The organism is Acidovorax sp. JMULE5 (assembly GCF_013376875.1).
Taxonomy (GTDB): domain Bacteria; phylum Pseudomonadota; class Gammaproteobacteria; order Burkholderiales; family Burkholderiaceae_C; genus Acidovorax; species Acidovorax facilis.
This window is the reverse complement of record NZ_CP035951.1, coordinates 579600-600755: the sequence shown is the minus strand read 5'-3', so window position 1 is coordinate 600755 and position 21156 is coordinate 579600. Positions and strand designations below refer to the sequence as shown.

General features: G+C 65.1%; 19 protein-coding genes and 1 pseudogene. 11 read left to right on the top strand and 9 right to left on the bottom strand.

Annotated elements, in window-relative coordinates; all coding sequences use genetic code 11:
- Positions 1–74: 74 nt before the first annotated feature.
- The 3 genes and pseudogenes from EXV95_RS02805 to EXV95_RS24835 all read left to right on the top strand — a co-directional run.
- Positions 75–1865, top strand: coding sequence for an alpha/beta fold hydrolase (locus tag EXV95_RS02805; RefSeq protein ID WP_176885733.1), 1791 nt, complete (start codon positions 75–77; stop codon positions 1863–1865).
- A 36-nt stretch (positions 1866–1901) separates the two neighbouring features.
- Complete coding sequence (locus tag EXV95_RS02800) at positions 1902–3989, top strand: clostripain-related cysteine peptidase (protein ID WP_176885732.1); 2088 nt, start codon at positions 1902–1904, stop codon at positions 3987–3989.
- Between the two features lie 198 nt (positions 3990–4187).
- Positions 4188–4411: pseudogene (locus EXV95_RS24835) on the top strand (integrase); the annotation flags it as partial.
- Between the two features lie 416 nt (positions 4412–4827).
- Here EXV95_RS24835 and EXV95_RS02795 read toward each other — a convergent pair.
- Positions 4828–6024, bottom strand: a complete 1197-nt coding sequence (locus EXV95_RS02795) for an IS91 family transposase (protein WP_176885731.1) — start codon at positions 6022–6024, stop codon at positions 4828–4830.
- A gap of 10 nt (positions 6025–6034) precedes the next feature.
- The gene (locus EXV95_RS02790) at positions 6035–6910 is read right to left on the bottom strand and encodes a site-specific integrase (protein ID WP_176885730.1); all 876 of its coding nucleotides are present in this window, start codon (positions 6908–6910) and stop codon (positions 6035–6037) included.
- Between the two features lie 433 nt (positions 6911–7343).
- Between EXV95_RS02790 and EXV95_RS02785 the strand changes: the two genes are divergently transcribed.
- The 4 genes from EXV95_RS02785 to EXV95_RS02770 all read left to right on the top strand — a co-directional run bounded on the left by EXV95_RS02785 (position 7344) and on the right by EXV95_RS02770 (position 11920).
- Complete coding sequence (locus EXV95_RS02785) at positions 7344–8237, top strand: hypothetical protein (protein WP_255484899.1); 894 nt, start codon at positions 7344–7346, stop codon at positions 8235–8237.
- Positions 8234–10537, top strand: coding sequence for an ATP-dependent DNA helicase (locus tag EXV95_RS02780; protein WP_176885729.1), 2304 nt, complete (start codon positions 8234–8236; stop codon positions 10535–10537). Before EXV95_RS02785 ends, EXV95_RS02780 begins: the two co-directional genes overlap by 4 nt.
- Before the next feature lie 39 nt (positions 10538–10576).
- Positions 10577–11245 (top strand): YkgJ family cysteine cluster protein, encoded by a 669-nt coding sequence (locus EXV95_RS02775; RefSeq protein WP_176885728.1) that lies wholly within the window; start codon positions 10577–10579, stop codon positions 11243–11245.
- 150 nt (positions 11246–11395) lie between these two features.
- Complete coding sequence (locus EXV95_RS02770) at positions 11396–11920, top strand: hypothetical protein (RefSeq protein WP_176885727.1); 525 nt, start codon at positions 11396–11398, stop codon at positions 11918–11920.
- Positions 11921–12086: 166 nt separating this feature from the next.
- On the opposite strand, the gene EXV95_RS02765 is transcribed toward EXV95_RS02770, so the two are convergent.
- A complete protein-coding gene (locus EXV95_RS02765) occupies positions 12087–12509 on the bottom strand; it encodes a nuclear transport factor 2 family protein (protein ID WP_255484898.1) in 423 nt (140 codons plus the stop codon).
- Positions 12506–13516 (bottom strand): zinc-dependent alcohol dehydrogenase family protein, encoded by a 1011-nt coding sequence (locus EXV95_RS02760; RefSeq protein ID WP_176885726.1) that lies wholly within the window; start codon positions 13514–13516, stop codon positions 12506–12508. Before EXV95_RS02760 ends, EXV95_RS02765 begins: the two co-directional genes overlap by 4 nt.
- Before the next feature lie 109 nt (positions 13517–13625).
- On the opposite strand from EXV95_RS02760, the gene EXV95_RS02755 reads away from it, so the two are divergent.
- Positions 13626–14498, top strand: a complete 873-nt coding sequence (locus EXV95_RS02755) for a LysR family transcriptional regulator (protein WP_176885725.1) — start codon at positions 13626–13628, stop codon at positions 14496–14498.
- Positions 14499–14564: 66 nt separating this feature from the next.
- On the opposite strand, the gene EXV95_RS02750 is transcribed toward EXV95_RS02755, so the two are convergent.
- Positions 14565–14975 carry a hypothetical protein gene (locus EXV95_RS02750; RefSeq protein WP_176885724.1) on the bottom strand — a complete coding sequence of 137 codons (411 nt, stop codon included), beginning with the start codon at positions 14973–14975 and terminating at the stop codon, positions 14565–14567.
- Between the two features lie 116 nt (positions 14976–15091).
- On the opposite strand from EXV95_RS02750, the gene EXV95_RS02745 reads away from it, so the two are divergent.
- A complete protein-coding gene (locus EXV95_RS02745; RefSeq protein WP_176885723.1) occupies positions 15092–15985 on the top strand; it encodes a LysR substrate-binding domain-containing protein in 894 nt (297 codons plus the stop codon).
- A 61-nt stretch (positions 15986–16046) separates the two neighbouring features.
- On the opposite strand, the gene EXV95_RS02740 is transcribed toward EXV95_RS02745, so the two are convergent.
- Positions 16047–16478: a TerB family tellurite resistance protein gene (locus EXV95_RS02740; RefSeq protein ID WP_176885722.1), complete on the bottom strand. Its 432-nt coding sequence runs from the start codon at positions 16476–16478 to the stop codon at positions 16047–16049.
- A 492-nt stretch (positions 16479–16970) separates the two neighbouring features.
- On the opposite strand from EXV95_RS02740, the gene EXV95_RS02735 reads away from it, so the two are divergent.
- A complete protein-coding gene (locus EXV95_RS02735; RefSeq protein WP_176885721.1) occupies positions 16971–17342 on the top strand; it encodes an HPF/RaiA family ribosome-associated protein in 372 nt (123 codons plus the stop codon).
- Between the two features lie 80 nt (positions 17343–17422).
- Here EXV95_RS02735 and EXV95_RS02730 read toward each other — a convergent pair whose 3' ends face one another.
- Positions 17423–18022 (bottom strand): DJ-1/PfpI family protein, encoded by a 600-nt coding sequence (locus tag EXV95_RS02730; RefSeq protein ID WP_176885720.1) that lies wholly within the window; start codon positions 18020–18022, stop codon positions 17423–17425.
- 132 nt (positions 18023–18154) lie between these two features.
- Here EXV95_RS02730 and EXV95_RS02725 point away from each other — a divergent pair, with 132 nt between their 5' ends.
- Entirely contained in the window at positions 18155–19489 is a 1335-nt protein-coding gene (locus EXV95_RS02725) for a PLP-dependent aminotransferase family protein (RefSeq protein ID WP_176885719.1), read from the top strand.
- Here EXV95_RS02725 and EXV95_RS02720 read toward each other — a convergent pair.
- Both EXV95_RS02720 and EXV95_RS02715 read right to left on the bottom strand, forming a co-directional pair.
- Entirely contained in the window at positions 19458–20450 is a 993-nt protein-coding gene (locus EXV95_RS02720) for a universal stress protein (RefSeq protein ID WP_176885718.1), read from the bottom strand. The genes EXV95_RS02725 and EXV95_RS02720 overlap by 32 nt on opposite strands.
- A gap of 136 nt (positions 20451–20586) precedes the next feature.
- The gene (locus EXV95_RS02715; RefSeq protein WP_055393900.1) at positions 20587–20997 is read right to left on the bottom strand and encodes a GreA/GreB family elongation factor; all 411 of its coding nucleotides are present in this window, start codon (positions 20995–20997) and stop codon (positions 20587–20589) included.
- Positions 20998–21156 lie beyond the last annotated feature (159 nt).

Below are 21156 nucleotides of genomic sequence, written 5' to 3'. Positions count from 1 at the left end.
TATCTTGAGGTGCTTTCTGGCCTCTGGCGCTTTACTGGAAAGCGCTGGCTGCTATCAAAAAAGGAATCTGCGTGGTGCTCTCCCCCATCGCTCCCCACCCCGCCCGCTGGCTTGCAGCCATGGCCCTGGCTGCTGCCCTCACTGCCTGCGGCGGCGGCAGTTCGCCCGACCCGCTGAACGAATACCGCACGCAGCCCGTGCAGTGGACCGAATGCGACCCCACCACTCTGAGCAGGCCCCTGGACGGCCTCGACATCGAGCCACCCGCTGGGCGGCTGCAGTGTGCCCAGGTACGCGCGCCGATGGACTGGAGCGAGCCCCAGCGTGGCGATGTCTCCCTGGCGGTGATGCGCATGGCGGCAGGCCGGCCCGGGGTGCGGCGCGGCGTGCTGTTCTTCAACCCCGGCGGGCCGGGGATCGACGGACTTTCCATGACGCTGAGGCTGTGGACTGCGTTCGCGGACAGCAATCCCGTCAATCCGCAGGGTGCACAGCAGTTGCGGCTGCTGGATGAATACGACATGGTGGGCTTCTCGCCGCGCGGCGTGGGGGCCAGCACGCGGCTGTCCTGCGCCACCAACGAACTGGAGCGCTTCATCGACTACAGCGCTGCAGGGTGGGACACGCCCGAGAACATCGCCAACGTGCACTACAACGGCCGCAAGCAGGCGGAAGCCTGCGCGCGCAACCCCGTCACGCCGTACATCAACACCGACGCCACCGCACGCGACATGGATCTGCTTCGTGGCCTGCTGGGCGACGAGAAGCTCAACTATTTGGGCTACTCCTACGGCACCTGGCTCGGCGCGTGGTACGCCAGCCTGTTCCCTGAAAAGGTGGGCCGCATGGTGCTGGACAGCGCGACGGACTTCAGCGCCTCCATGGAGCAAATGCTGCACGGGCAGCCGCCCGCGCGCCAGCGCCTGTTCGACGAGGTGCTGGCACCCTACGCCGCGCGCCACCCAGACGCCTTCCGCCTGGGAGCCACCGAGGCTGAGGTGCGCACAGTCATGCCCCGCCTCGCGTCCCGCGTGCAGGCTGTCTTGGGCGGACCCTTGAGTCGGCTGAGCTACAGCCGCGGCAGCGCTGTCGGATACCTGAGCCACATCGCGGCGGCCCAGGGGCTGGACTCAGCGCTGCTCAGCGTGCCGGATGCAGCGGATGCCGATGCGGTGCAGGACGCGCTGGCGCTGCACGCCTTCGCCCCCGGCAATGAGCCGCGCGACGTGCTACTGCGCGAGACGGCATGGAAACTCTATGACAACTACCGTAGCACCTGGCTGGAGCCTGAGGCGGAAAGCATCCGGCTCGACGACGCCACCGGCGTTGCGGTCCGCTGCAACGACACGCCCAGCACGACGGACCTGTCGGAGTGGATCGCCAAGGTGCGCCGCATCGCCCGGCAGGCGCCCATGCACTTCGGCGGGCTGCTGGCGCTGGATGCCTGCGCGTTCTGGGGCGGCCCCTCGGTGCGCAAGCCCGATCCGGCAGCCATGCAACAGCTCCCGGTGCTGTTCGTGCAATCGCAGTACGACGCGGCCACCAACACCGACGACGCCAACCGCTTCTTCGCCCAGTTGCCCGGTGCCCGCCGCGTGTACGTGGCGGGTGACTTTCAGCACGGCGTTTACCCCTACAGCGACGCCTGCGTCGACCCGAAGGTAACGGCCCACCTGCTGGGCGAAACGCCTGCGCAGCGCGAAACCACCTGCCAAGGCAAGCCGCTGGAGGGAGAAGAGCCAGCCGCAGACGCCGTGCCCGAAGCCAAGGCCAAGGCAACGGACAGCACACCCCCGGTTTACAAGAACCCTGAGAAGGCGCGCGCGCTCATCGACCAATTCAAGCGCGGCCTGGTACCGCACTGATTGATTGTTTGTATCTTTACAGCCTCGAGGAAAACCATGCACAACCTCTCACGCCGCCACATGCTTGGCACCGCCGCCGCCCTGCTCGCGGGAGGGCTTGCCGCCTGCGGCGGCAGTGGCCCCGACTCCAGCGCGCCGCTCAGCACCACGCTGCTCGTTTACCTGCTGGGCTCCGACCTGGAGAGTAAAGGAAACGCGGGCACCAGCAACCTGCTAGAGATGCTGGCCGCGAAGGGCTCGACGCACACCCGCATCGTCATCACCACGGGGGGGGGCGACAAGGTCGACCCGGCGGGCCTCGTCACCAGCTGGAAAACCGTCAAGCGCTTCGAACTGGTTGACGGCAAGCTCAAAGAGCTGTCTGACCTGGGCCCGCAGAACATGGTGTGGGGCAGCACGCTGCAAGACTTTGTGACCTGGGGCGTGCGCACCTACCCGGCCGACCGCACCATGCTGATACTGTGGAATCACGGCAGCGGCTACTTCGGCTTTGGCAGCGACGAAAACTTCCCTGACGGCGAGTCGATGATGCGAATGCACACCATGGCGGCGGCGCTGCAAGCCGCCAAGGTCGCCACGGGAGTCACCCTCGACTACATCGGCTTCGACGCCTGCCTGATGGCTACGCTGGAAATTGCCAAGACACTCCAGCCCTACGCCCGCTATCTGGGCGCATCGCAGGAGCTGGAACCCGGCTCGGGCTGGGACTGGACCACCGTGGCTGAGACCGCCTCCCGCCAGCCCGCTCTCAGCGTCCCGGAATTCGGCCAGGCGACAGCCAACGCCTTCTACGAAAAGCAGATGCGCAGCAGCCCGGGCGGCAGCCTGGTCTCGTCGTTGTCGGACAGGGTCACCTTCAGCATCATCGACCTGGAGCGTATCCCCGCCCTGCTGGAGCGGCTGGACCAATGGGCCAGCGCGGTACACGCCTACCACGACAGCGCCCCCAAGCTGGCAAAGGCAGGCAGCGCAGGCATCTTCTGGCCCCCCATGTTCCAGCCGCCCCGCCAGATGACCAAGGCAGCCAGAACGGCCCCGGTCGCCGCAGCCGCCGCGGTGGACGACACCGTCGAACGCTGGAAGCAGGTCGCCATGGCGCGCCTGAGCACCCTCGCTTTCGGCGAAAGTCCGTCCACGAAGGACGCCCTCGACCTGGTGGATCTGGGCCAGTTCGCCGCCCTGCTGCGCGACCAAGGCATTGCTGCCGACCCCCAGGCTGCTCTACAGCAGGCGCTGCAAGACGCCGTCCTCTTCAATATCACCGGACCCATGGCGCGCAGCGCCACCGGCTTGAGCATCTTCTTTCCCCTGGGCAAGCGCACCGCACAGCACCGAGCGTTGTACGACACGTTCGGCATGCCCGCCGGGTTCATGGGCCTGGTGGACCGCCACACCCAGCAAGCACAGCAAATGCCCTCGGTCATCTACGTGGAGCCCCTGCAAGCCACTGGCGAATTCATCACAGGCCAAATCGCCTCCCGGTACGGCGTGCAACTGGCCGACCTGATGCAGGTGCAGCCCGTAGGCGCCAACGTGGTCAAGGTGACCGGCACCACGCCCATCGTCTCGGGCGAGAGCGAGCTCGGCAAGGGCTATGGTACGGTCTATTACAGTACGGATGCATGGTTGCAGCTCGACGGCCAGCCCCTGCTGCTCTACACCCTGAGCCGGCAAACGGACGAAGACGGCGACCTTCAATCAGCGATGCTCGGCGCACCCGTGCGCCTGCAAAGCCGCACGGGCGACAGCGCTGCGCGTATCGTGCTGCTCCTGATCCAATGCGAGCCCGACCCGGACACGGAAGAGCTGAAGGGCACCATCATCGGCGCGCGCGATATCGACCTGGACGACCCCGACGAACAGCCCGATCGCGTGGACCACCACCTCTACGCAGGTGACACGGTGGAGCCCCTCCACCTCCTCTACGACGTGCAGACCCAGGAACCCGTGCAGGAGCCCGGCGGCGGCCTGGCCATCACCTTCGGCAAGCCCATCACCCTGGCACCGGACAGTGCCCTGCACCCCGAGCCGCTGGCCGCTGGCACGCACACGCTGATCCTGAGCGTGACCGACCTGGCCGACGGGGTGGGCTTCTCGCCGCCTCTGACCGTCACTATGTCGTAATTGATCGTACTGGCGAGTGCCGAGATTTTGAGAGTTATGCCGACTGGGAAACAGGAAGCTTTCGGGCTTCAATCCAGCCTGTTTAACCCATGCATGCAAGGAGTCCCGGGTAACCAGGGTGATCTCGAACTGCACTGGTCGATTGGTCTCGTCTTGCATGAGGACGGCTTGTTCAGCCGTAGCCCTCCGCAGCACCTATACGCTCGAATCCTTGGGCATTGGGTCAATAAACTAGGCCTCGACCGTTCCGAATACGGATCGCACTCAATGCGTAGAACCAAAGCCAGGCTGATCTACAAGCAAACTAAGAACCTGCGCACCTTCCAACTGCTCCTCGGATACTCCAAGCTGGGGTCGAGTTAAGGTACCTCGTCATCGAATGGAAGGATGCCCTTGAAATATCCCAGCAGACGGAGATTTAATCATTCGGGAAACCTGCAGTTGTGCCTCTCCGCTGTAGCGGCAGAGATTGACTGACTGCTAATGTTTAGGGTTGTGAGATACCTGCCCAGAACACCTCCGAGCGACGATCTCCCCCGGCCTGAGGGCAGGTGTCGCACAAGCCTCGGGGGAGGAAACCGCGAAGAACGCCAACGCAGGTGTTCAGGGCGCAAACGCTATGGGGATTTGGGCAACGGCTTGACGACCAAGACCCGCAGGCAAGTGGGGCTGGTGTGCCAATGTGTGTGGGTGGGGCCTGGTGCAACTGCGATGGCGCACCTTTCGCTGGGCGCGGCATACGTTCTGGACCGCCATTTGCAGCGCCGGGCACGCACCAATCCCGCCGACGGGCCCAAGCGCATCGACATCCAAGGCAAGTGGTGGTTTAGGGGACTGTTCATGATGGAGGTGGCGCCCGAATGGCCTGCCCGCGCATCCAACTGTGCAAGATGATCATCGGGTTTCCGCAGCGCCGACAGACAAAGATTGGTAGCGCTGCGCTGGAGTGCCCATCATCTTGCCCGTCGTTGCCCGGTGGGGCTGCGGCTTGGCCAGGAGCGACGTCCAGCAACTGGCGCGCCAGCGCAAGGCATTCCCTGCGGTTGCCATTGGCCAGCAAGCCATAGTGGCGGATGCGGTGGAAACCGCCAGGCAGCACATGCAGCAGGAATCTGCGCATGAACTCCTGGGGCGCCAGCGCCATGGTCTTGTGACGCGTGCTCCCCTTGGTCCGGTAGTCCTTCCATTTAAAACTTACCCCGCGCTCATCCATCGCAATGAGTCGGCTATTGGAGATAGCCACCCGGTGCGTATAGCGCGACAGGTAGGCCAGCACCGCCTGGGGGCCAGCGAACGGCCGCTTGGCGTAGACCACCCACTCGCATTGGCGCATCGGTGCCAGCCACTGGTTGAAGCAGGCACCATCAGCCAACGCCGCCAGTTCGCCAAAGAACCTCAACCGATCCGCATCGTGCAGGCGCAGCAGCTCTTCGATAAAGCGCCGCCGCATCAGCCTGGACAGCACGCGCACCGGCAGGAAGAACCCCACTCGGCAAGCCACCCAGGACTTGCCGTCAGGAGCCAGTCCACCGCCTGGCACGATGCCATGCACATGCGGGTGATGCGTCAGTGCAGAACCCCAGGTATGCAGCACCAGCGTGGCACCAATGCGCGCCCCCAGATGCTTGGGGTCTGCCGCGATGGTCTGCAATACCTCGGCGGCTACGTCAAACAGCAACCCATAGAGTTCGGCCTTGTTCTGGTACGCCAGATCGGCAATGGGCGCGGGCAGCGTGAAGACCACGTGGTAATACTCCACGGGCAACAGATCAGCCTGGCGGGCATCAAGCCAGCGCTTGGCTGCAGCGCTTTGGCACTTGGGGCAGTGGCGATTGCGGCAGCAGTTGTAGGAGACCAGCTCGGTGGCACAACCATCGCAGCGCAAGACATGTCCACCCAGTGCCGCTGTGCGGCACTGCTCGATGGCCGACATGACCTTGAGTTGAGACAGGCTCAAGTGGCCGCGCTGGCTGTCACGCCAAGCGCCGCCGTGCTGGTGGAAGATGTCGGCGACCTCCAGAGAGGGCCGCTGCACGCGCGCACCTTCAGGCCGGTGGCATGGGCTCCAGCGGGCCGATCACCTCGCGCAGCAGGTCAGTCGCTACGTGAGCGTAGATCGATGTGGTCTCCAGCTTCTTGTGCCCCAGCAGCACCTGGATCACGCGGATATCGACCTTGCGTTCCAGCAGATGCGTGGCAAAGCTGTGGCGCAGGGTGTGGGTTGTGACGCGCTTATTGATCCCAGCGGCCTGGGCCGCAGCATGAACGGCGCGGTTGAGCTGGCGAATCGAGAGGGGTTCCAAGGGCGTCATGCCCGGGAACAGCCAACCGCCGGGCAGCATCTTGCCCTGGGCATGGGCGCGATGCCACCAGGTGCGCAGGCGCTGCAGCAAGACAGGGCTGAGCATGGCGTAGCGGTCCTTGGCACCCTTGCCTTGCTCCACACGCAGCGTCATGCGCTGGCTGTCCACATCGGTGACCCTCAGGCGGACGACCTCGCTGGCGCGAAGACCTGCGCCATAGGCGTCCGACAGGGCCACTTGGTGCTTGATGTTGCGGGCCGCAGCCAGAAGGCGTGAAACCTCCTCGCAGCTCAGAACCACAGGCAAGGTGCGAGGCAGCTTCACGGGCTGCATCTTGGCCATCAGCTCGATGCGTCCGAGAGTGATGTCAAAGAAGAACTTCAGTCCGGTGAGCGTGGCGTTGAGCGTCACGGGGGATGAGCCCGTGTCCACCAGATGGAGCTGGAAATTGCGCAGGTCTTCCACTGTGACCGCGTCGGGCGAGCGCTTGAGATAGGCCGCCAGCTTGCGTACAGCACGGATGTAGGCTTGTTGCGTGCGAGGCTCCAGCTTGCGCATTCGCATGTCCTCAAGCATGCGTTGGCGCAGCGGCGAGATGGAGAGGGTCGAAGGGATCATGATCGTGCTCCTGTCGAAGAACGAGGCCGATTGCCTCGCTCGCCAACATAGACAAGGGCGCGATGTTTACTCTGTGTCAGGGCCTTCGCGGTGGGCTACCGCGCGAGCGGTTTAGTCCTCCGCTGCATTGCAGCCTCTCGCAGCAGCTTCGAATTTGCCCGCTGCATGGACGGCCGCATACCAACAACTTCCGATTGTTTGCCTCATACCCAGCAAGTGCATCCTCATGCAAGCCCCGGAAGACTCATTTCTTCCCTCTCGCAATGTCATAGCGAGAACGCTCCTATTTCAATAGCTACTAGCGCTTATCTGTAGAGCGGCAGGGGCCAATTTGACCCAAATTTCTCTGCTCCCCCTGTCCTCTCATCCAAAAAGCAGTACCCGCCAGACACTGTGATTAAAATCAGTGCTACGCCAGCCCACCCACCCCACCATGACGGTGCTGCCCTCCCCCACTTCGAACTCCCCGCCCGCCACCCCCATCACCCGCTTTCACCGCACGCGCCTGATGCAGATCTGGCGCTCGGCGGGGTGGCCGAGCAAGGACGGGTTGGAGATTGACCTGCTGTCAGCGGGCCTCATCCACCTGCACATTGCGCCCGATGGTTGTGAAACCCTGCGTCTCACCGACCAAGGCATCCGCACCCTGGCGCAAGCCCGCCAGCGCGGCGTGCGGGCGCTGAGCCTGCACGATCGGTTGGGACAGAAGTTTGCGGCGCAGTTGCTGGCGGCGGGCCGCATTGTGTGGGCGGAGTTGTCACTGCGCGCGGTGATCGACACCGTGCCGGTGGGGGATGTGGTGCCGCCTGCTGCCGCGCCCGATGCGCCCGCCAACACTGCGCCCGCCATGGCGCCGCTGTGGGCCGAAGATGACCACGCCCCGGCTGCCCGCGCCGCTGCCAATGTGTGGCGCATGGCCCGGCCCGATCTGTTCTCGGTGCGCAATACCTCTGTGCCCGCCTACCTGCAGCCCATGGTGCACGAGGTGAAGGCGAGCCGCGCCGACCTGCTGTCGGACCTGCGGCACGATGCCAAGCGGCAGGCCTATCAGTGGTTGTGCGAGGAGTGCTACTACGTCTTCCCGGCGGGCATAGCCGAGCCCGAAGAGATCCCCGAGCACTTCGGCATTTGGGTATTGCACGGCAGCGTGGATGACGGGCGCTTTGAGCTGCTGCGCCCCGCGCGGCACAACCGCTGCACCCTGCCCTTCTCTGTGTGGATGGCGCTGTGCAAGGCCACGCCGCTGCGCAGCGATGACGACATGGCTCAGACCCGTTTGGGCGAGCCTGCTCCTCCCGCCACTGACACCCCGACCACCCCGCCATGACCTATACCGTGGCGGTGCGCGAGCTGTGCGAGTTCACCGCCAAGCAAGGCGACCTGGACCTGCGCTTTACGCCCGCACCCACCGCGCTGGAGGGCATGGCGGGCCATGCGGTGGCAGCGTCGCGCCGGGGTGCAGGCTACCGCGCCGAGGTGGCACTGAGCGGCAGTTACCAAAGCCTGCGCGTGCGCGGCCGGGCCGATGGCTACGACCCCGCGCAGCAGCGCATCGACGAGGTCAAGACCTTCAAAGGGCGGCTGGACCGCCAACCCGCATCGCACCGCCACCTGCACTGGGCGCAGGCCAAGGTGTATGGCTGGCTGCTGTGCGAGCAGGAGCAGCTGGCGCACATCGACGTGGCGCTGGTGTATCTGGACGTGGGCACGCAGCAGGAGACGGTGTTCACCGAACACTGCAGCGCCGACGACCTGCGCCAGCACTTCGAGGCCCAGTGCCAGCGCTTCATTGCCTGGGCCGAACAGCAGGTGGCCCACCGTGCCGCACGCGATGCGGCACTGACCACCTTGGCGTTTCCCTTTGGCGACTTTCGCACCGGCCAGCGCCCGCTGGCCGAGGCCGTTTACAAGGCGGCAGTGGCGGGCCGCTGCCTGCTGGCCCAGGCGCCCACGGGCATTGGCAAGACCATGGGCACGCTGTTCCCGCTGCTCAAGGCAGCGCCAGCGCAGCACATCGACAAGGTGTTCTTTCTGGCCGCCAAAACCTCGGGGCGGCAGATGGCGCTGGATGCGCTGGCGCGCCTGGCCGACAGCGCACCGGCGCTGCCCCTGCGCGTGCTGGAGCTGGTGGCGCGCGACAAGGCCTGTGAACACCCGGACAAGGCCTGCCACGGCGAATCCTGCCCGCTGGCCCGGGGCTTTTACGACCGGCTGCCTGCTGCACGCGCCGCTGCGGTGGCCACCACCATCGAAGGAAAAACCGTCACCGCTTTGCAACAAGCCCGCGTGCGTGAGGTAGCCCTGCAGCACGATGTCTGCCCCTACTACCTGAGCCAGGAACTGGCCCGCTGGGCTGATGTGGTGGTGGGCGACTACAACTATTACTTTGACCTGGGCGGCCTGCTGCACGGCCTGGCCCAGGCCAACCAGTGGCGCACGGCGCTGCTGGTGGACGAGGCGCACAACCTGGTGGAGCGCGGCCGCAAGATGTTCGCGGCCGAGCTGCACCCCGCCGCCTTGGCCCAGGCCCGCAGCAGCCACACCGCTGCGCAGCATGCGCCGGTGAAGAAGGCGCTGGACAAGGTGCGCCGCGCCTGGGTGGCGCTGGACAAGGCGCACCCGGTGCCTTACACGGTGCTCGAAACCTTCCCCGACAAGCTGCTGGCCGCGCTGCAGCAGTGCACCACCACCCTCACTGAACACTTCACCGACCACCCCACGGAGCCAGACGGCGCGCTGCAGACCTTCTATTTCGACGCCCTGCACCTGCAGCGCATGGCCGACCTGCTCGATGCACATTCGATGGTGGACATCACCCAGGCTTCTGCCGCGCACCACCAGCGGTCCTCCAAACCCGGCGATTCCGTGGTTTGCATCCGCAACGTGGTGCCCGCGCCCTTCTTGCAACCCCGCCTCGCAGCGGCACACACCAGCACCTTGTTCTCGGCCACGCTGCAGCCTGCGCGCTACTACGCCGACCTGCTGGGCCTACCTGAGGACCATGTGTGGGTGGATGTGGAATCGCCCTTTGCGGCACACCAGCTGCAGGTGCAGGTGGCGCGCCACATCTCCACGCGCTACCCGCACCGCGCGGCATCGCTGGCGCCGATTGCGGCGCTGATGGCGCAGCAGTTCCGTGCGCGGCCCGGCAACTACCTGGCGTTTTTCAGCAGCTATGACTATCTGCAGCAAGCCGGCGCGCTGTTTGCGCAGCAGCACCCCGATGTGCCGCACTGGTGCCAGTCGCGCCGCATGCTCGAAGGCGAGCAGCGCGAGTTTCTGGCTCGCTTTACCGACACCAGCCAGGGCATTGCCTTTGCCGTGCTGGGCGGCGCGTTTGCCGAGGGCATCGACCTGCCCGGCCAGCGGCTGATAGGCGCATTCGTCGCCACGCTGGGCCTGCCGCAGGTCAACCCTGTCAACGAGCAGATCCGCGAGCGCATGCAGGCGCTGTTTGGCGCGGGCTATGACTACACCTACCTCTACCCCGGCCTGCAAAAGGTGGTGCAGGCCGCTGGTCGCGTGATCCGCACGCCCAGCGACGAAGGCGTGGTGCACCTGATGGACGAGCGCTTTGCACAGGCACAGGTGCGCAGCCTGCTGCCCGCGTGGTGGCAAACGCGCTAAGGTGCGGGGCACAGCCACCTTCCCCCCCGCCAACCGCCCATGCTGACCGACGACGAGCGCTCCGCCTTCCTGCAATCCATCGCCCGCGTGCGGCAGCGGGCAGCGCAGGTGCTGCGGCAGTCACAAGGCGCGGATGACACCGTGGCCTTCATCGCGCAACTGCACCGGGGGCTGGACACTGTGGCCGAACAGGCCCGCGCCACCGGCCCCCAGCCCGCCTGCCAGGCCGGTTGCGCCCACTGCTGCCACCTGCGGGTCGAAGCGACCGAGCCCGAGGTCTTCCACATCGCCCAGTACCTGCGTGCCCAGCCCGCAGAGGCATTGGCCGATGCCCTCAGCGCTCTGCAGCGGCATGTGGCCACCGCAGCGCTCAACCCCACCAACCCCGCACGCCAGGCCTGCAGCTTTCTCGTGGATGACCGCTGCAGCATCTACCCCGTGCGCCCCGCCGCCTGCCGCAAGGCACACTCGCTGTCGGCCCCCCTCTGCGCAGAACAATCCGCCACCATCCCGCAAAACCTGCGCCTGCTGGTCGATGCCGAAGCCCTGATGGCGGGCACCGCCCTGGCCTACCGCGACCATCACCTGCCCGCCAGCGCCCACGAGCTGAACGCCGCCGTGCTGGCCGCCCTGAAAGCCCCCACCGCCCAGGCGCGCTGGTACCAGGGCGATGCAGCCGCTTTGATGCCGACGGATGCGCAGAATTGATTGGCGAGTTGACTTCCATCAAGCCCCACCCTGCGCAGCGGCACACAATGCCCCACCGTCGATAGAGGAGGCTGGGAGCTTTCCCCCTTCACATCGCCTGCCTTCCACCCCACCGCCCCACCGCCCCATCGCCCCATCGCCTTGATGACCATGCCCTCGCCCCTGCGCTCTACTCTCCTTCTGATGGCCGCTACGCTGACTCTGCCCCTGCTGGGCTGCAAAAGGCCCGAAGCCAGCGGCCCCGCGCAGACAGGTTTTGACGCGCTGGCGGCAGCGTGCACCCAGGCCCTTGCTGCGCGCGAGCCCCATGTGCGCCCCGGGGGCAGCGGCGAATGGATCAAGACCGGATACAGCCCCGCCCTGGTACAGCCCGAGGTCACCCGCACCGAATCAGCGGTGACCCCCTACGTGGGCAAGATCGTCATCAAAGACAACGAGGCGCAGGCCACCGCCACCACCGAAGCCGCCGCCCAGGCCATCACGCTGACCCCGGCGCACTTGCTCTCCAACCGCACCCACACCTTCATCTACAGCTTTGACGGCAAACAATGGCGCTGGCAGAACGGCCAGCGGCTGACCAAGATACCGGGGCAAAACGACCGGCTGGACGCCCTGACGCTGGCGGATGTGGATGCGGCGGGGCCGAAAGGGTTCGCGGGGTGTTTGCCGCGTTGAGCCGCTAAAACGCTCTCTTTTTGATAGCTTTTTTCGCTTGATTGCCTAGCGCTGCAGGCCTTTTTTTGATGAAATTTTGCATCGACACACACCAGAGCCGCCGCCAGCAATCTGGCGTCACACACAAGCCCTGGTGGGCAGTCGCGCGGCCCAGAAAGCTGTCAGATCATTCAAGATCTGCGTCCATGCGGGTAATCAAACCCTTGGCATCCACGGTGATATCGAGCGTGCCAATCTCTTGGCCGAAATCCCCCGTGAAATCGACCCTCACCACCGCCCGCCGGCGACCAAGCCGCTTCATCGAAAGGAACCGGGTCACCGTGTGATAGCCAACGAAATACTGTTCGATGTAACGGCGTATTCCGGCATGGCCATCAAAGCGGTGGCCGGTGGATGGGTCGTCGATCACCGCATCGTGCACGAACAGGCTTAACGCGCGCTCCACATCAAAAGCGTTGGTGGCCGTGATCAAGACATCGGCCACCTGGCGAAGGTGTTCATGGGTTGGGCCCATCGCACCACGGCCCCTGTTTTCCATGCTGTCCATACCGGCTGACGAACTGGCGCTTTCAGCACGAAGTTTGCTCATGCCAGCACGCTCACCACCACCTTGCCACGGGCGCGGCCGCCCGATATCAGAGCGTGCGCCTCTTCGGCCGTGTCGAGCGTGAAGGTAGTGGAATCGAGCAAGGGCTTCAACTGTCCAGCTTCCGCCAGCGCGGTGGCCTGTTCCATGATCTCGCCATGGTGCTCGCGGAACTGCCCCGTGAGGATGGGCAGCAGCGTGAACACCCCCGAGAAGGTGGCACCCCGGAACGACAGAGGCCCCAGCTTGTGGGTGCCCCAGCCCAAAGAGGTCACCACATGGCCGGAGTAACGGCGAACGGCCAGGAAGGACGCGTCCAGCACGGGGCCCCCGACCGTGTCGTACACGATGTCGAAGCCCTTGCCCTCCGTAAACGCGTTGACATACGCCTCTACCGAGGTCGTTTCGTAGTCAATCGGCGTGGCGCCGATGGACCGTATGTAACCGGCCTGCGCCGCCGTACCCGTGGCAAACACATCGGCACCACGCGCGCGGGCCAGCTGCACCGCCACATGGCCCACACCCCCGGCGCCGCCGTGCACCAGCACCTTGTGTCCACCGCCCACCTTGGCGCGGTCCACCAAGCCCTCCCAGGCGGTGATGAAAACCAGCGGCAGGGCTGCTGCCTCGCGCATCGTCACATTGGCGGGCTTGCGTGCAATCAGTCTGGCATCGACGGCGGCATACTGCGCCAGGCTACCTTGCAAACCGCCAATGCCGCCCGTGAAGCCGTACACCTCGTCACCCACTTGGAAGCGTGAAACGCCACGCCCAACCTCCTCGATCACTCCGGCAAGGTCCATGCCCAGAATGGCAGGAAGAGGTTGCCGGGCATGCTCGGCCGCGCCCGCATGGATCTTGGTGTCCAGCGGGTTCACGCCGCTGGCATGGATACGCACCAGCACTTGGCCCGCATCGGGCTGCGGCCGGGGCAACCAGGTGGGGGTCAGTGCACCATGATGGGATGCGAGTACCAGCGCCTGCATGGTGGGGGTGGGAGAGGTTGACATGGTGTTTACCTTCTTTGCAATGAACAGTGCCACCAGTGTCTGCCGTTCGCTTTTGAATGAAAATCCACAAGATTGAAACTCGTTCATTCACTTTTGCATGATGCAGCCGATGAATTGGGATGACGTGCAGGTGTTCTTGGCCATTGCCCGGCACGGCACGCTGGGTGCGGCAGGCCGCGCGCTTAAACGAAGCCAGCCCACCATGGGCCGCAGGTTGAAGGCGTTGGAGCTTTCTCTGGGCCACACCCTGTTCCAGCGAACCTCCGAGGGCTTCGTGTTGACCGACGAGGGGGCCGCCGTGCGGAGCCATGCCGATGGTATGGAGGCGCAGGCACTGTCGTTCTCCAGGCAACTGGATGGCGCAGATCAACAGCTGGAAGGCAGCCTGCGGTTATCGACCTCCGACTGGTTTGGTCTGCACGTGCTGGCGCCCCTTTGCGCAGCGTTTACCAACCACCACCCTCGGGTCACCATCGAACTCCTGACCGATGCGCGCCTGTTCAGTCTGGCACGCCGCGAGGCAGACCTGGTGGCGCGGATTGTTCCTTTTGACGAACCCGACGTCATACAGCGGCGGCTGATGCATGTGCCCTACGCGCTGTACACCCAGCGCGGCGCAGATGTACACCAAGACGGGGCCAACGTTCGCCTCATCACGATGGACCTGGGCTTCAGCGAAATGCCGGACGCAGCGTGGCTGCGCGAGGCCTTTCCCTCTGCGCGCATCACGTTTCGCAGCAACAACCGGCACGTGCAGGCGGTGGCCTGTGCATCGGGCGCGGGCCTGGCCGTGTTGCCGTGCCCGTTGGGTGATTCACACCCCGGGTTGCAAAGGCTGGAAGGCGCCAAGGCTCCGCCAGGGCGCGACGTTTGGCTGGGTTATCACCGGGATTTGCGCAGGCTGCCACGGCTGCGTGCTCTGGTGGATTTGTTCATGGAGCGGCTCAACCCCAGCCGCCCCGATGAGACGGAAAACCATTGATGCAGAAGCGCCACGCCAACATACCCGGAATGTGACGCAGCCCGTGCAAGGGCTGCGCTGCCTCGTTCAGCGCACCAGTGCCGCTTTGGCCGCGCCAGGGCCACCGTTATGGCGCTTTGCCAGTGCAATCAGGATGTGGATACCGACCGCCAGTGCCACCAGCAGCACGGCACCCAGGCCCCACAGCACCCAGGCCAGGAAGGTGACGCCCCCTGCAAGAGCAGGCACGGCCTCCAGCACAGCTTGCACCATGGGGCCCACAGATGATACGAAGGCCTCCCACTGGCCCATCAACTCTGGGGGCATCCAGGCCTTGAGCCAGCCTGGCACCAGGATGGCGTTTGCCACCGCGCTGCCGCTGGCCAATGCGCCCGCGCTGGACACCACCCAGACCGTGACCGCATGCATTCCCCAGCATGCCAGAGACAACAGGGCCAAAAGCGCCAATGAAAGAAACCAGTTGAGTGCGTAGAACATGTGAAAGCTTCCTATATTTTCAAATTGGCAAGCGGCGAGTATGGGCAAACCCGCGCGGCATAGACACCAGCCCCAGCCGCACCTAGCATTCGGTTTTCTCGAACCTGAGCCCGCCCATGCTGAACTACCGCCACCTGTACTACTTCTGGATGGTTGCCAAGGAAGGTGGCTTTGCCCGTGCGGCAGACCGGCTGAACATGGCTGTGCAAACCATCAGCGCACAGGTGCGCGATCTGGAAAAAGCGCTGGGCCACCAGCTTCTCAAGCCTTCGGGGCGCGGTGTGGCGCTGACCGAAGCCGGGCAAGCCGCATTCACACGGGCTGAAGAGATTTTTCAACTGGGCCAGCACATCGAAGAAGAGGTGCGCGAAGCCGCAACCGCCCGTGTGGCGCGGTTGTCGGTGGGTCTGTCTGACGGCATCTCCAAACTGGCGGCGCATGCACTGCTGGAGCCCGTTCTGGCCACGCCCCATTTACGGCTGGTGTGCCACGAGGGCGAGTCCGACGAGTTGCTATCCGAGCTGGCACTGCACCAGCTGGACGTGGTTTTTGCCGGGCAAGCCGCGCCGCGCAACCCCCACCAGTGCTTGACAAGTCAACGCATTGCCCGCTCGGCCCTGCAGTGGTATGGCCCGGCGTCGCTGGTAAAAAAGCAGGTGCGTGACCGGTTTCCCCAGTCGTTGCAAGACTTTCCCGTGCTGCTGCCTACGCACCATGCGCCGCTACGGGCCACTCTGGATGCCTGGTTTCGGGACGTCGGAGTGCAACCACGTGTGGTGGGTGAGTTTGAAGACAGCGCCTTGTTGGCCGTGTTTGCGGCCCGGGGGCTTGGGGTGTTTCCAGTCAGCCGTCTGGGTGCGCAAGATGTGGGGCTGGTGCGTGGGCTGCGCCTGCTGGGTGAATGCCCCCAGCTTTTTGAGGAGGTCCACGCTATCTGGTCGCGCCGGGGGCAGCACCACCCGCTGGTGCGGCAGTTGGTGGATGCTTCCGCAGGGCTGGGTACAGCCTAGCGGGCTTCCAACACAACCACCATCCCCCTTGTTTATGGTTGCACTTGCAGTTACAGCTGCATCAGGCAGCCTGCGCCAGCTCGTAGTGGCCGATCCCGGAGGGCATTAGGCCCATTTGCCAATACTGGCCTGCTGCATTCATCAGCCACCACTCACTCGGCGCCAGGTGACTGTCTGCCATGGCTGCGGTGTACGCGAACTCCAGGGTCTTGCGCCGCAGCTCAGGGTCTGTCACTTCAGCGAACAGCAAGGTCAGCGTGGGGCCATCAATGCTGGCGGTCAAAACCCGCTGTTCATGCATGCCCATCCACAGGTCTTCGCACAGGCCATGCAGCACCTTGCCAAAGCCGCCTTGCGGCAGACTCAGTTCCTGCTCCATATAAAGCCCATGCAAGGCATCCAGCTCGGACCGGCTCACATGGCCATCCGATATCAACAGCAAGGCGACGATTCGGGCCACAGCTTCGGGGCTATTGCGGGGATAGCTACGCATCTCTGATCTCCTTGAAATGGGGTAAGTGCAATGACAAAGGTGACAAGCAAGCAATGGTTGACCCAGCGCGCCCTAGCGGCGATAGCGTGAACGCGGCTGCCAGCCGTCACGGTACTGGGCTTGCACCCGCAGCGGCACCTTGACCGGAACGCGCCGCAGCACAGGTGCCCGAGCCACGGCGACACGGGAGAGCCAGCGCACAAGGCGATGACGCAGGGAGGCAATAAGTGAAGAGATTCCAGACCAGGGTTTCACGGACGGCTCCTTTGAGGCGGAAAGTTGCGAACAGGAAGAAGCCTTGAATGTGTGGCCACCGCCCGCTTACAAGAAGCAGGTTTTCTCTGATGTAGACATCCAAAAAGTCGAAGTGACTCATCCGCAGCGAAATCGCCGCCAATGCACAGGATTTTCAGAAATGCAACGAAGAAATTTCCTGCTGGTTTACCGCCAAGCTGCGGGCTACGGTGTCACCCTCAACTCAGGAGATCGCAAATGCAGATTCTTTTCAGAACACGCCACCCCGAAGCCGCACTTATGCGCGATGCCGTGGAGCGTCGCGTGCGTTTCGCCTTTCGGCGGCTGAACGCCCTGGTGCCGCGTGCAGAGATCAAGCTGGAGGACATCAACGGCCCCCGGGGCGGCCCTGACAAGCGCTGCCAGATAGCCCTGCGCACCGACGGTGCAGGCGCTGTGGTCGTGTCTTCTGTAGCCAAGGACTGGCGCTGCGCGCTGGACGAAGCCCTGGCAAGCGCCGCCCGCCACCTTCTGCGTACCTGGCGCCGCAGCACAGCGCAGCGCAAACAGCTCCGCCGCGACGGGAGGGCAAGCTCTGAACCCCACGGCACCGGCGAATACCCTGCATAGGGGCCCAAGCGCAGCCGCTCAACCCGCCAACCGCTGCACAGGGTCCGTTCCCCTAGCAAGCGATGGCAAGGTCACTCGCATCAACTGTCATGTTGGGTGACATGCCCCATAGCCCGGGCGACGTACTCCTCCTTCTCGCCCACCGGGGCAAAGTAGTGGATGACTTCGCGGGCGGCCTCGGGCCCTGCCAGCCGCGCAATCAGCCAGGCGGCCAGGTACTGCGCCGACAGACAACCGCCCGCCGTGGCCACATTGCCCCGAGCCACAAAGGGCTGGTTCAGCACAGTGATGCCAGCCTCCTGGACCCAGGGTTTCGTGGTCAGGTCGGTGCAGGCCGGCACGCCGTCGAGCAGCCCCAACTTGGCCAGGATCAAAGCCCCCGAACACTGGGCGCCCAGCAACTGGCGCGCCGGATCGAAGGCGAGCTGCGCCATCAGCGCGGCATCCTGCACCACCTCGCGGGTCTTCACGCCGCTGCCCACCAGCACGGCATCGGCCGACCGCGCATAGGGCAGCAGCGACTGGGCCTGCACCGTCACGCCGTTCATGGAACGCACCTGGTCTGTAGGGCAGCACAGCGACACCTCCCACCCCGGTTTCTTCACCCGGTTGAGCAGGCCCAGGGCAATCAGGGAGTCGAGTTCGTTGAAACCGTCGAAGGTCAGGATGGCGATGCGCATGGCGGTGGAGTCCTGTTCAGTAGAGGAAAGGAGAGTGAATGAAGCATGAAATGGCCAAGCGCATCCTATCGACGGAATTCAATACAATCAAAAAATTGTCATAGATACGTTTCAACGCAGGGACACAACACCATGGGCCAGGTTCGGTACAAACAAGTGGTGGACGCACTGGCGTCGGACATCCGCGCGGGGCAGCTGCGGCCGGGCACACGCCTGCCCACCCACCGTGCGCTAGCACAGCGGCATGGCCTGGCGCTGGCCACGGCCAGCCGCGTGTATGCCGAGCTGGAGGCCATCGGCCTGGTGGTGGGGGAAACCGGGCGCGGCACCTTTGTGCGCGACCCCGCCTCCCCGCGCGGTGCCGACGCCGACCTCACCACGCCCGCGCCCAGCGCCACAGACCTCTCGTTCAACAACCCCAGCGTGCCGGGCCAGGCCGACCTGCTGCGGGATGCCCTTCGCAAGCTGGCCGCCTCCGGCGACCTGGAATCGCTGCTGCACTACCACCCCTACGGCGGCCGGCCGCATGAACGCGCCATCGTGGCCGGGCACCTGAAGACGCGCCAGCTGCAAGTGACGGGCGAGCAGGTGCTCATCGTCAACGGCGCGCAGCACGGCATGGCTGTTGCGGCCATGGGCCTGCTCAACCCCGGCGACGTGGTGGCGGTAGACGCCCTCACCTACCCCGGCTTTCGGGTTTTGGCCGAACGCCTGCGGCTGGACCTGACCCCGGTGCCCGTGGGCCCCGCTGGCACCGACCTGGACGCCTTGCAGCGCCTGTGCGACACCCGGCCCGTGCGCGCCATCTACACCATGCCCACCCTGCACAACCCGCTGGGCTGCGTGATGGGCGCCCGCGCCCGCAAGCGCCTGGTGGGCATTGCGCGCGCACACGACCTGCTGGTGATCGAAGACGCACCCTATGCCTACCTCGCGCCCGAGGCGCCGCCCCCCATCGCGGCGCTGGCACCCGAGCGCACGGTGTACCTCTCCAGCCTGTCCAAGAACGTGGCCACGGGCTTGCGGTTTGGCTTTGTGGCCACATCGCGCGAACTGATCGGCCCCATCGAGCGCGCCGTGCGTGCCACCGCCTGGAACACCGCCGGGGTCGTCACTGCCATCGCCTGCGGCTGGATCGAAGACGGCACCGTGGCCCGGCTGGAGGCCGACAAACGCGCAGACACCGCGCAGCGCCAGGCCATTGCCACCCGAGCGCTGGCGGGGTTGAAATTGGTACGGCACCCGAACTCCTACTTCATCTGGCTGCCGCTGGGCGACGACCAGCGGGCCGACCGCATCGCCGCCACCCTGGCGGAACGCGGGGTGTCGGTGTCGACCGCCGAAGGGTTTGCCACCACCACCCATGTGCCCCACGCGCTGCGCATCGCGCTGGGGTCGGTGGCGCTTGAAGACCTGGCCCGGGCGCTGGCCGTGGTCAAGGATGTGGTGGTGCAGGACTGTTCGTGAACAGGCGCAAGGAGTCCGGTAGCGCGGCCGGGTTGGGATAACTCGGCAAACGCGGCGAACCCGCCTTGACGCGGCGCACCGGCAGATCGGTGGCCAGGCGCTTTACCGCCGAGCCACGTGACGCCGGTTGAAAGTCGTTCGGCGCCACCAGCACATCCGCGAGCGCATCGCGCACGACGCGTTGCGCCACGCTCTCGAACAGCAGGTCCGAGAGCCTGGACGCCGGGTGCTTGCCCACCACGATGAGGTCCGCTGCCGTGTTCTGCTGTTGCACCACTACCTGCCGGGCTGGATCGCCCCGGCCGATGGAAGCCGAGAGCCGGTTGCGCCGCGCGTCGTACGAATCTGTCAGTGTGAACATCCGGTCTTGCGCATGGCGGCGGCACTCCTCCCGGTAGATCTGAATGGCGCGTTCAGACACTTCGGCGTACCGCAGCTTGCCCTCATTGGCGGTGCTGATCGCATGAAACAGCTCAACCCGCGCGGTGGGATGCAGCGCAAAAGCCAGCTCGACCAGGCGGTGCGACACCCGCGAGAAGTCCACCGCCACCATCAAAGTCTGGTAAGGCTGGTCGGCAGGATTGCGCACCACGATCACAGGGCGCTGGCAGGCACGCAGCATCTGGATGGCGGGATGCGCGCTGAACCAGGCGCGCAGGCCACGCAACGGCGCCGTGCCCCACACCACCAGGTCGGCGACCGCCGCCTCGCGCGCCACATCCGCAGCGGTGAAGTCGATGCGCGTTGCCGCGTGAACATGGATGTTGTGGCGCTGCCTGAGTTGCAGCGCGTGGTGCGACAGGCGCACGCCCGCGTCCGGCGGGGGTGCCTCAGCGGGTGGGGCCAGATAGACGAGCCTCAGAGTTGCACGGTGCTCAGCGCACAGCAGCGCAGCGCGCGCGATGGCATGGCCTCCCTGCAGAGAGAAATCAGTGATGGCGAGGATGGAGCGAGGGGTCATGGTTGAACGTCCTTCTGTTTTGCACAGCGCGCACCTATCCCGAAGCGCCAATGCGAGATGGCGCCGGGCTGGCGGCGGTGATGCGGGTGAGCGCGGCCCCTGGCGGGCCGCAGACGGGTTGCTTCGGGGCTAACGACTACGTAACGTAGTCGCCCGTGGCCTCAGGCTGGAACTGAATGCCTTCGACAACGGCCGCGCACTCTTCGCCATGCGGCGTGTGCCACTTGGCAACATCCCCCACCTTCAGGCCCAGCAGGCTGATGCCCACGGGCGACAGCACCGAAATGAAACCCGCAGCCGGTTCTGCGTCTTGCGGGTAGCAGATGGTGAGCACCTGGCGCCGGTGGGTGTGCACGTCCACCAGTTCCACGCGGGAATACATGGTGACCACGTTGGCCGACACGGCGCGCGAGTTGGTGATGTCTGCGTTGGCAAGCAGATCTTCAAGAACAGCGGGGAGCTGGTGGCCCACCAGCTTGCTCAGGCGCGAATAGTCCAGGTCGGTGAGCGTGCGCTCGCCGTGAACGACAACAACAGCTTCATGCATGAAAGCACTCCATCAAATGCGGCTGTCGCCCCGTGAGAACAAGACGGCCGCTACCGCGCTAGGTGGTGCCCGGCGGTGGATGGTTGCGCTGAAAAAAGTGATGTGAGAGGGGGTGCCGCCGGGCTTAGGAATGTGCTGGCGTCAGCTGACGACGCGCAT